Annotated in this window: 10 protein-coding genes; 4 read left to right on the forward strand and 6 right to left on the reverse strand. The window is 72.1% G+C overall.

From position 1 onward, the window contains the following. Window positions 1-18 precede the first annotated feature (18 nt). Together CCN51_RS10915 and CCN51_RS10920 are read right to left on the reverse strand one after the other, a co-directional pair. Window positions 19-984, reverse strand: coding sequence for a TIGR03557 family F420-dependent LLM class oxidoreductase (locus CCN51_RS10915; protein WP_014175376.1), 966 nt, complete (start codon window positions 982-984; stop codon window positions 19-21). A 135-nt stretch (window positions 985-1,119) separates the two neighbouring features. Beyond that, on the reverse strand, window positions 1,120-1,743 hold the full coding sequence (locus tag CCN51_RS10920; protein WP_086859491.1) for a hemerythrin domain-containing protein: 624 nt from the start codon (window positions 1,741-1,743) through the stop codon (window positions 1,120-1,122). Window positions 1,744-1,896: 153 nt separating this feature from the next. Here CCN51_RS10920 and CCN51_RS10925 point away from each other — a divergent pair, with 153 nt between their 5' ends. The 4 genes from CCN51_RS10925 to CCN51_RS10940 all read left to right on the forward strand — a co-directional run bounded on the left by CCN51_RS10925 (window position 1,897) and on the right by CCN51_RS10940 (window position 6,697). Next, window positions 1,897-3,144, forward strand: a complete 1,248-nt coding sequence (locus CCN51_RS10925; RefSeq protein ID WP_014175374.1) for a pyridoxal phosphate-dependent aminotransferase — start codon at window positions 1,897-1,899, stop codon at window positions 3,142-3,144. Continuing rightward, entirely contained in the window at window positions 3,141-4,451 is a 1,311-nt protein-coding gene (locus CCN51_RS10930; RefSeq protein ID WP_245881603.1) for an MBL fold metallo-hydrolase, read from the forward strand. Before CCN51_RS10925 ends, CCN51_RS10930 begins: the two co-directional genes overlap by 4 nt. 69 nt (window positions 4,452-4,520) lie before the next feature. After that, window positions 4,521-5,594, forward strand: coding sequence for a right-handed parallel beta-helix repeat-containing protein (locus CCN51_RS10935; RefSeq protein WP_043486505.1), 1,074 nt, complete (start codon window positions 4,521-4,523; stop codon window positions 5,592-5,594). Further along, window positions 5,591-6,697 carry a methyltransferase gene (locus CCN51_RS10940; protein ID WP_014175371.1) on the forward strand — a complete coding sequence of 369 codons (1,107 nt, stop codon included), beginning with the start codon at window positions 5,591-5,593 and terminating at the stop codon, window positions 6,695-6,697. The genes CCN51_RS10935 and CCN51_RS10940 overlap by 4 nt, the downstream gene beginning before the upstream one ends. A gap of 85 nt (window positions 6,698-6,782) precedes the next feature. Here CCN51_RS10940 and CCN51_RS10945 read toward each other — a convergent pair whose 3' ends face one another. The 4 genes from CCN51_RS10945 to CCN51_RS10960 form a co-directional block, all read right to left on the reverse strand. Then, entirely contained in the window at window positions 6,783-7,454 is a 672-nt protein-coding gene (locus CCN51_RS10945) for a class F sortase (RefSeq protein WP_014175370.1), read from the reverse strand. 114 nt (window positions 7,455-7,568) lie between these two features. Next, the gene (locus CCN51_RS10950; protein WP_086859493.1) at window positions 7,569-8,159 is read right to left on the reverse strand and encodes a hypothetical protein; all 591 of its coding nucleotides are present in this window, start codon (window positions 8,157-8,159) and stop codon (window positions 7,569-7,571) included. Window positions 8,160-8,228: 69 nt separating this feature from the next. Beyond that, window positions 8,229-9,707: an acetyl-CoA carboxylase biotin carboxylase subunit gene (locus CCN51_RS10955; protein WP_014175368.1), complete on the reverse strand. Its 1,479-nt coding sequence runs from the start codon at window positions 9,705-9,707 to the stop codon at window positions 8,229-8,231. A 5-nt stretch (window positions 9,708-9,712) separates the two neighbouring features. Further along, on the reverse strand, window positions 9,713-10,098 hold a 386-nt coding region (locus tag CCN51_RS10960), incomplete at its 5' end, for an acetyl-CoA carboxylase biotin carboxyl carrier protein (RefSeq protein ID WP_342749366.1).

The raw sequence follows: 10,098 nt of genomic DNA on the forward strand, positions 1-10,098 counted from the left end.
GCGCTTCTGTCGACGGGCTCAGCCGGTCAGCTGCGGCAGCACCTTCGTGCGGTAGAAGTCGAAGAAGCCGCGCTGCTCGGGGCCGATCTGGTGGACGTAGACGGTGTCGAAACCGGCGTCGGCGTACGCGCTGAGCGCCGCCACATGCGCGTCCGGGTCGTCGCCGCAGGTCACCCGCTCGGCCAGCCGCTCGGGGGTGACGAGTTCACAGGCCTGCTCGAACTGGGACGGGGTGGCCAGCTGGGTCAGCAGCGCGCCCGGCAGCGCCACGGCCGGCCACAGCCGGTGAGCGGTGCGCAGCGCGTCGTCGGCGTCCGGGCCGAAGCACACCAGAAGGCCCCCGCTGGCCGGCTTGGCGTTGCCGGCCGCGCCGCTGCCGCGCCGGAACCGCGCGACCAGCTCGGCGTCGGGGACCATCGTGATGAAGCCGTCGCCGACCCGCCCGGCCAGCGCGGCGGCGGCCGAGCCGAAGGCCGCGATGTCGATGGGCACCGGTTCCTCGGGCACCGTGTACAGGCGCGCGCTCTCCACCGTGTAGTGCTTGCCGTGGTGGCTGACCTGGTGCCCCTCGAACAGCTGGCGGATCACCGTCACGGCCTCCTCCAGCATCTCCAGCCGGATGGCCGCCTGCGGCCAGCGATCGCCCAGCACATGCTCGTTCAGCGCCTCTCCGGAGCCCACCCCCAGCCGGAAACGGCCCTCCAGCAGCACCGCGCTGGTGGCGGCGGCCTGGGCGACGATCGCCGGATGGATACGGATGATGGGGCAGGTCACCGCGGTCTGCACGGGCAGCGAGGTCGCCTGGGCGAGCGCGCCGATCACCGACCAGACGAACGAGGCATGGCCCTGGGCCCTGCTCCAGGGGTGGTAGTGGTCGGAGATCCACAGATGGGAGAAGCCCGCCTGTTCCGCCATCCGCGCCTGCTCGACGAGCTCGGCGGGCCCGTGTTCCTCGGCGGCCAGCAAATAGCCGTACTCGGTCATGAGGCCCTCCTCGAACGCTTGTGCCCGTCGGGCGCTGGTGCCGCTGGTGCCGCTGGTGCCGCTCACGGTCCTGCTGCCACGAGGCGACGGGTAACCGGGGTGCGAGGAAGGAAACACCGCGGATCCATGGGGCGATCAGCCGGAAAGCCACTCCCGCACCCGCTCGGCCAGCGGACGCTCGTTGCTGACCCCGTCGCCGACCCCGCCGGAGTGGGACGACGGGTTGTTCCGCGTCCCGCGGCCCTGCGTCCCGCCGCCCTGTGTCCCGCGGCCCTGTGTCCCGCGGCCCTGTGTCCCGCCGGGGTACGGCTCGGTCGGGGTGGCGGACTTGGCCTCGCCGACCCGCAGCCCGAGGGCCATCCGCTCCTCGGGGGTCAGCCGCTCGCGCAACTCGGGGAAGATCACGTCCTCCTCGCCGCGGATATGCATGGACACCACGTCGTACAGCTCGCGGACCAGCGCGTCGAACCGCCGGTCCGCGGTGTCCAGCCGCTCCAGGTCGCCCAGGATCCGCTCGGCCTCGGACAGCTCCTCCATCTCCTGCTCGGCGACCTCGTCCCCGTTGGGCAGCGCCTTGCGGACCGTCGGGTACAGATACTGCTCCTCGGCGACCGAGTGCCGCACGATCTCGACGGTGATCTGTTCCATCAGCAGCCGCCGCTCCCCGGGGTCGGCGCTCGTCCGGTACCCCTCGAAGAGTTCCTGTACCTCGCGGTGGTCCGCGGTGAGCAGGTCCACCACGTCGTGTTGCTGAGGCATCCCTGTCATGCGGGCCGGGTGCCCGCCGCCGCACCGGGCAAACGGCACCGGCCACGTGTCGGCTCCGCCGCCGCACCCGCCGATCTGCGAAGGTGGACAAGTCGGGACAGATGGATGGATAGGCGATTCTGTCGATCCGGAGGTGTGTTTCGAATGCAGCGGGAGCTGACCGCCCCGACTCCGGCGGATCCGGAGGACGGCGGTCTGCCGGTCCTCCCGGAGCTGGCCGCGCGCTTCGCCGAGGCGGCCGGCCGTACCGCCCCCGAGCCGGTCGGCGGCGGCCCGGCGCTGCGCGCCGCCGCCTGCGGCTACTGGGAGCGGCGCGGCCTGTGGACCGACCCGGAGCATGTCGCGGCGGCCCCCGGCGGGCAGCCGATGCTGCTCTCCCTGCTCGCCGCGGCCGGCGGTGACGTCCTGCTGACCCGGCCCTGCGCCTCCTGGTACGCACCGCTGGCCCGGCTTGTCGGCCGCCCCGCCTACCACGTTCCGGTGCCCGCCGAGTGCGGTGGCGTCCCCGACCCGTTCGCGCTGCTGGAGACCGTACGCCGGGTGCGCGCGGAGGGCGGTGGGCCGCGGGTGCTGCTGCTGTCCGTCGCCGACGACCCGACCGGCACCACCGCCCCGCCCGAGCTGCTGCACGAGGTGTGCGAGGCGGCCGTGGCCGAGGGGATGCTGATCGTCAGCGACGAGACCTGGCGGGACACCGTGCACCACCCCCATGGCACGGTGCTGCTCAGCCCCGCCGAGATGTGCCCCGAGGACGTGGTGGTGCTCACCGATCTGGCGGGCGCCTTCACCCCGCCCGGCTGGCCCGCCGCGGTCGCCCGGTTCCCCGCCACCGAGCGCGGTGTCGAGCTGCGCGCCCGGGTGCTGTCCACCCTGGACGCGCTGCGCGCCGCGCCGCTGCCGCCCGTCGCCGCGGCCGCCGCCCACGCCCTCGACGAGCCCGAGCCGGTCCGCGAGCGCACCGCGGCCGCGGCCCGCGTCCACGGGGCGGTGGCCGCGGCGGTCTACCGCGCGCTGACCGCGGTCGGCGCGCTGTGCCGCCCGCCGCAGGCCGGCCGCCAGCTGTACGCCGACCTCGACGAGTTGCGCGGCGACCTCGCGGCCCGCGGCATCACCGACTCGGTGGAGCTGGAGCGCGAGCTGACCCGGCGGCTTCGCCACCCCGTACCGGGCGGCCACCGCTTCGGCGACGCCCCGCACACCCTGCGGGTGCGGCTGTCGACGCTGCCGCTGCTCGGCACCGGGGAGCAGGCGCGGCTGGCCGCCCTCGCCGCCGCGGACCCGCTGCGGGTGCCGCATGTGGCCGAGGCGCTGACCGCCTTCGACACGGCCTTCCGCGAGCTGACCCGGGCCGGACCGAGGCCGACCGGCACCGAAGGGAGTCCACTGTCATGACCGACCAGGCCGACCAGGCCCAACCGGCCGACCAGGCCCAGCCGGCCGGGCGACGCCCCGCCGGGCGGGCGCGCCCTGCCCCATGGACACCGCCGTGGACAACCCCGCGGCTGGGCCCCATCCGCGAGATCTTCTCCGGCCCGCGGCGCCGGCTGCGGCGGCTCGCCGCTCCGTCGGAGTCGCCCGCCACATCGCGGCAGGGGGCACCTCCCGGCGGTGGCCGGGGGACAGCGGTAGCCGGGGGAGACCTCGTGCTGCCGCAGGGGGCGCCTCCCGGCCGCAGGCCGGGGGAGTCGCAGCCTGCCCGACCGCCCGGCGGGGGCCTCGCCGCCCCGCGCCCCCGCGGTGAGCTCCGCGCCTGGCCGCGGTCGTTCGCCCACCGCCTCACCTCCCCGCTGCCCGGTGTCCGGGCGATCGCCCGGCTGGCCCGGGAGGGGCGGCTGCGCCCGCCGATCGAGGCGCTGCTGCAGATCCCCGAACTCCCCTTCGAACCGGGCCCGGCACCGGTCGTCGGACCCGGCGACACCGCGGTCACCTGGGCGGGGCACGCCAGTTGTGTGCTGCGGACGGGCGGGCTGACGGTGCTCACCGACCCCGTCTGGTCCCGCCGGATCCTCGGCACCCCGGTCCGGGTCACCCCGGTCGGGGTGCGCTGGGAGGATCTGCCGCCCATCGACGCCGTGGTCATCAGCCACAACCACTACGACCACCTCGACGCGCCCACACTCAGACGGCTGCCGCGCGACACCCCCCTGTTCGTACCGGCCGGGCTCGCCCCCTGGTGCCGGGCGCGCCGCTTCACCGACGTCACCGAGCTCGACTGGTGGGAGGCGGCCGAACTGCCGGGCCCGGACGGGCCGGTGCGGTTCGACTTCGTACCCGCCCACCACTGGAGCAAGCGCACCCTGACCGACACCTGCCGCTCCCTGTGGGGCGGCTGGGTCATCACCGACCCGGGTGGCAGCCGGACCTACTTCGCGGGCGACACCGGCTACGGACACTGGTTCGGGGAGATCGGCCGCCGCTATCCGGGCATCGACCTGGCGCTGCTGCCCATCGGCGCGTACGACCCGCGCTGGATGCTCCGTCCGGTGCACACCGATCCGGAGGAGGCCGTACGGGCGTTCGGGGATCTGGGTGCGCGGGTGATGATGCCGATGCACTGGTCGACCTTTCTGCTCTCCGCCGAGCCTCCGCTGCAGCCGCTGCTGCGGGTCCGTGCCGCATGGGAGGCGGCGGGGCTGCCGCGCGAGGCGCTGTGGGATCTGCCGGTCGGGGGCTCGCGGGTGCTCGACCGCGACGACTGAACGCATGGCAATTAGTGCATCAGTGGTCATAAGTGGCAGGTGGTGCGCACCCCACCTAGCTTCCTGTTCATGCGCACTCGACAGCTTCGCTACCTGGCGGTCCTTACGGCCGCCCTTGTCATCGAACTCGGTCCGCTGCCCACCGCTCACGCCAAGACCCAGCACGTCGTCAAGCCGGGGGAGTCGATCCAGGCCGCGGTGAAGGCCGCCAAGCCCGGCGACACCATCCTCGTCAAGGCCGGTACATACCGGGAGAACGTGCTGATCACCACCTCGAACCTGACTCTGAGCGGGGAGGGCAAGAAGACCGTCATCAAGCCGCCCGAGAAGGCGTCCGCGGACGACTGCGGCAAGGCCGAGACCGGTATCTGCGTCACCGGTACGGCCGAGCAGCCCCTCACCGATGTGCGGATCCGCTCGCTCAAGGTCACCGGCTTCGCCAAGAACGGCATTTGGGGGAAGCACACCGACCGGATGGACGTACGCCAGGTGACCGCCGCGCAGAACGGTCAGCAGGGCATCGGCCAGGAGAAGTCCACCCGCGGCACCTTCCGCACCAACACCTCCAAGGACAACGGCCAGTCGGGCATCTTCCTCGCCAACACCGTCGACGAGGAGGGTGCGGCCCTCGACACCAAGGGCGCGGTCGTCCGCGACAACCGGCTCACCGGGAACCGGGTCGGGGTCGGCATCCGGCGTCTGCGGGTCCTGACCGTCCAGGGCAACACCCTCACCGGCAACTGCGGCGGCGTGTTCGTCGTCGGCGACGAGGGGACGCCCCGAGCCGGGGACCTGTCGGTCGTCAACAACAAGGTCTACGAGAACAACAAGTACTGCGCCCCCACTCCCCGCCTCGACTTCATCCAGGGCACCGGCATCCTCCTCACCGGCGTGGAGGACACGCGGGTGACGGGCAACGCGGTGCGGGACAACGTGGGCGCCTCGCCGATGTCCGGCGGGATCGTGCTCTTCCCCAGTGTCGTGGGCGCCAAGAACGCCCGTAACACCATCAAGGACAACGTGCTGGCCAACAACCTGCCCGCCGACCTGGCCGACCGTGACGCCGGCCCCGGCAACACCTTCGAGGGCAACACCTGCACGGTCTCCGAGCCCGCCGGCAAGTGTGCGAAGGGGGCGTCATGACGTCGGTAAGGACCGCCGCGACCGATCCCGCCGCCACGAACAGCGTCACCGGCACTCACACCGCCTCCGCCGATGGCGTCCCGTCGAAGGCCGCCCCGCAGCTGCGGGAGCTCGTCTTCGGCGCGGCCCGGGCGGCGGCCGTCCGCGCGGCGGCCTCCCTGGGCGTCGCCGACGCCCTGGGGGAGCGGCCCGCCACCGTCGCGGAACTGGCGACCGCGGTGGGCGCCGAGCCCGAGCGGCTGGGCCGGCTGCTGCGCTCCCTGGCCTGCTGCGGGGTGTTCGCCGAGACCGAGGACGGCCGGATCGCGCACACCGAGATGTCCCGGCTGCTGCGCGAGGACGCCCCCGACAGCCTCAAGTACATCTGTCTGTGGTGCACCGAGCCGTGGACCTGGGAGACCTGGCCCCGGCTCGATACGGCCGTACGCTCCGACACCATCGCCTTCAACGACATCCACGGCAAGGGCTTCTTCACCTATCTGCACGAGGACGCGCCGGACTCGGCCCGCGTGTTCGACAAGGCGATGACCACCTCCAGCAGACAGTCCGCCGTGGAGCTCGCCGACTTCCTCGACCTCGGCGGGGCCAAAGAGGTGGCGGACATCGGTGGCGGCCAGGGACATGTCGTGGCGTCCCTGCTGGAGAAGCACCCGACGCTGCGCGGTACGCTGCTCGACCTCCCGCAGGTGGTGGCGAACGCGGACCCGCGGCTGCGCGACGGCGGGCCGCTGGCCTCACGCGCCCGGCTGGTGCCGGGCGACTGCCGGCGCGAGATCCCGGTGCAGGCCGACCTGTACATCATCAAGAACATCCTGGAGTGGGACGACGAGTCCACCCGCAGGACGCTGGCCAACGTGGTGGCGGCGGCCCGGCCCGGCGCCCGGGTGCTGGTGATCGAGAACCTTCTCGACAACAGCCCCTCGATGCGGTTCACCACCGCCATGGACCTGTTTCTGCTCCTCAACGTGGGGGGCCGGAAACATTCTTCGGACAGCCTGGTGACACGCATGACGGAGGCCGGGCTGAGCGTCACCGGCATCAGCCCCGTCAACCCGTATCTGCACGCGTTCGACAGCCGTGTGCCGGACCGCGTGGCCGCATGACCACTCACAGCCGGGTGCCCGCGTGACGGTGTTCACGCGGGCACCCGGCGGCCCGGGCCCCATCCGGCGGTTCGGCAGGGCGGGTTCAGGCCCACTGGAAGGAGTCGAGGTGGGCGAACACGACGACATTGGCGGTGTAGTCGCGGACGGCGCGGTCGTACGAACCGCCGCAGGTGATCAGGCGCAGCTGCGCGTCGGGGGTCTGCCCGTACACCCGCTCGTCGGGGAAGTTCGCCTTGTTGAACGTCTCCACCGAGTCGACGACGAACGTCGCGACGATCCCGTCGGCGCGGGTGATGGTGACCCGGCTCCCGGTCTTGAGCGAGCTGAGCGGATAGAACACCGCCGGGCCCGTCTTGGTGTCCACATGCCCCGCCACGATCGCGTTGCCCCGCTCGCCCGGTGAGGGCCCGCCGTTGAACCAGCCGACCAGGTTGTTGTTGTCGGAGGGCGGCGGGATCAGCACCCCCGACCGGTCGAGCGTCAGCTCGGTGAACGGTGCGCTCACCCCGATGGAGGGGATGTCCAGATGTCTGGCGGGCGAGCGCGGCAGCGCGGGCCCGAGCCGGACCTCCTGAGGGGCGGCCGTCTGGGGGCGGGGGGTGAGCGTCGGTCCGGAGATCGCGGGCTTCTTCTGCGAGGGCTGCGTGGAGGCCGCGTCGACCGAGTTGTAGATCAGGAAGACGCCGATGAGGGCCGATGCGGCGGCCCAGCGGATGACGCGGGTGTTGCTGTCGGCACCGCCCTGTTTGCCCATGGATTCTGCCTTTCTGGCCGGTGGAGAGGTCACCGGCAAAGAGCGTGGCGCTGCCGTGGCCAACCGCCACAAGCGGTGTTGGCCACGGCAGCGGGGCTATGAAAAGCGGTCAGCTCAGATCGCGGTCCCAGTGGGCTTGCGGCGACGCAGGGCGTAGGCACCGGCGCCGAGGCCACCGAGGAGCAGGACCGAGCCGGCTGCCATGCCGCCACCGGTGGTGGCCATGCCGCCGCCACCGGTGTGGACACCACCGTGCGGCTTCTCGTGCTCGCGCTCGCGCTCCTTGCCGTACGAGCTGCTGCCGCCCCAGCCGTGCTCCTCCTTGCCGTAACCGCCCTTTTCCTCTTCCTTGCCGTAGCTGCCCTTGCTGTAGTCGTCCTTGCCGTAGCCGGACTCTTCTTCCTTGCCCTTCTCGAAGCCGGACTCTTCTTCCTTGCCCTTCTCGAAGCCCGACTCCTCTTCCTTGCCCTTCTCGAAGCCCGACTCCTCTTCCTTACCCTTGCCGAAGTCGGACTCCTCCTTGCCCTTGCTCTCCTTCTCCTTCCAGGAGCCGCCGGAGCCGTAGTCCTCCGACTCCTGACCGCTGGAGTAGCCGCCGTGACCGCCCGGGTCGGAGACGTCAGCGGCGAACGCGGCGGCAGGTGCGCCCAGAGTCAGGGATGCGACAAGCGCCGTCCCGGCGATGAGTGCGCGAGTTGATCGCATGAGTCATTCCTTCCGGCACCTGCACGATTACTGACATTTGCCAGACAAAGGGATCGCGTAGGTGTCTTATCAACCGTCAGCGACGCGAGGCCCCGCTGCCACTTGGCGCGGCCCGCTTTCGGGCTGGTTGTAAGCCCTCCGAGTGGAGATCGCCGTGGTCTTCACTCGTTCGCCGCGCGAATGGGCTGACGATGAGTCATCTTTTCGGCCCATCGTTTCGATCAGCCCCGTGGTGTGCGTCGCCGACCGGAACTCCGGGCGCGCCAGCACCCGCCGCAGAAACCCCAGCGTCGTCCGTACGCCGCCGCCACCGACCCGGAACTCGCCCAGCGCCCGGTCCATACGGGCCAGCGCCTGCTCGCGGTCCGGCGCCCAGACGACGGTCTTCGCCAGCAGCGAGTCGTAGTCCGGGCCCACCCGCCAGCCCGGGAAGGCGTGCGTGTCCACCCGTACGAAAGGCCCCCCGGGCGGTACGAACTCCGTCAGCGAGCCGGGTGTTGGCGCGAAGGCGCGGTCCGGGTCCTCGGCGTTGACCCGGCACTCGATCGCCGCCCCCCGCCGTACGACATCGCTCTGACCGAACGTCAGAGGCTGCCCGGCCGCGATGAGGATCTGCTCCCGGACGATGTCGATCCCGGTCACCATCTCGGTGACCGGGTGCTCGACCTGCAGCCGGCAGTTGATCTCCATCAGATAGAACTCGTGGTCGGGGGTGAGCACGAACTCGAAGGTGCCCGCCCCCACATAGCCCACCGCCGCCGCGCCCCGCACCGCCGCCGCGCACATCGCGGTGCGCCGCTCCTGGGGCAGATTCGGCGCGGGGGCCTCCTCCACCATCTTCTGGTGGCGCCGCTGTACGGAGCAGTCGCGCTCACCGAGGTGGACCACCTTGCCGTGCCGGTCCGCGAGCACCTGCACCTCCACATGGCGGGCATGCTCCACGAACCGCTCCATGTACAGGCGCTCATCGCCGAACACCGCGCGGGCGTGGGCCCGTGTCTCGTTGAACGCGGGCACCAGGGCGTCCGGCTCGCGGACCACCGCCATACCGCGGCCACCGCCGCCCGCCACCGCCTTGAGGATCAGCGGATAGCCGATCCGCCCGGCGATGTCCTTGGCCTCGGCCGGTGTGGCCACCGCGCCCGTACTGCCCGGCAGCACCGGCAGGCCCGCCTCCGCCATCAGCGCGCGGGCCGCCGCCTTGTCGCCGAGCCGCTGCATCACCGAGGCCGGCGGGCCGATGAAGGTGATCCCGGAGTCCTCGCACACCTCCGCGAAATCCGGGTCCTCGGACAGGAATCCGTAACCGGGGTGGATGGCCTGCGCCCCGGTGCGGTGCGCCGCCTCGATGACCGCCGGGACGCTGAGATAGCTGGCCTTCGACTGCGGCGGACCGATGTGCACGGCCTCGTCCGCGAGCCGGACCACGGCCGAGTCGCGGTCGGCGGTGGAGTACACCGCGACGGTGCGCATGCCGAGCTCCCGGCAGGCGCGCAGAACACGCAGCGCGATCTCGCCGCGGTTGGCGACGAGGACGGTGGAGAACACGCGGATCACACCGGCCCGGCGGCGGGCCCGGGCTCCACCGCGATCAAGGGCTGCTGATACTCCACGGGCTGCGCGTTGGGCACCAGGATCTCCACCACCCGCCCGGCGGTGTCCGACTCGATGGTGCTCATCATCTTCATGACTTCCAGCACACCCACCGGCTGCCCCGGCTTGACCATGTCCCCGACCCCGATGAACGGCGGGGCACCCGGCTCGGGCGCGTGGTAGAAGGTGCCGACCGTCGACGCGCAGATGTACCGCAGCCCGGCCCCCGCCTGCTGGGCCCCGGCCTGCGGCCGCATCCCATCGGCCACGGCCACCTGCGCATGCGGATGGGGTTGCGCCTGCGGATGCTGTGGATGCTGCGGGGAAGCGGGGGCCGGCGGGGGAG

It is taken from the genome of Streptomyces milbemycinicus (genome assembly GCF_002154605.1).
Lineage (GTDB): Bacteria > Actinomycetota > Actinomycetes > Streptomycetales > Streptomycetaceae > Streptomyces > Streptomyces milbemycinicus.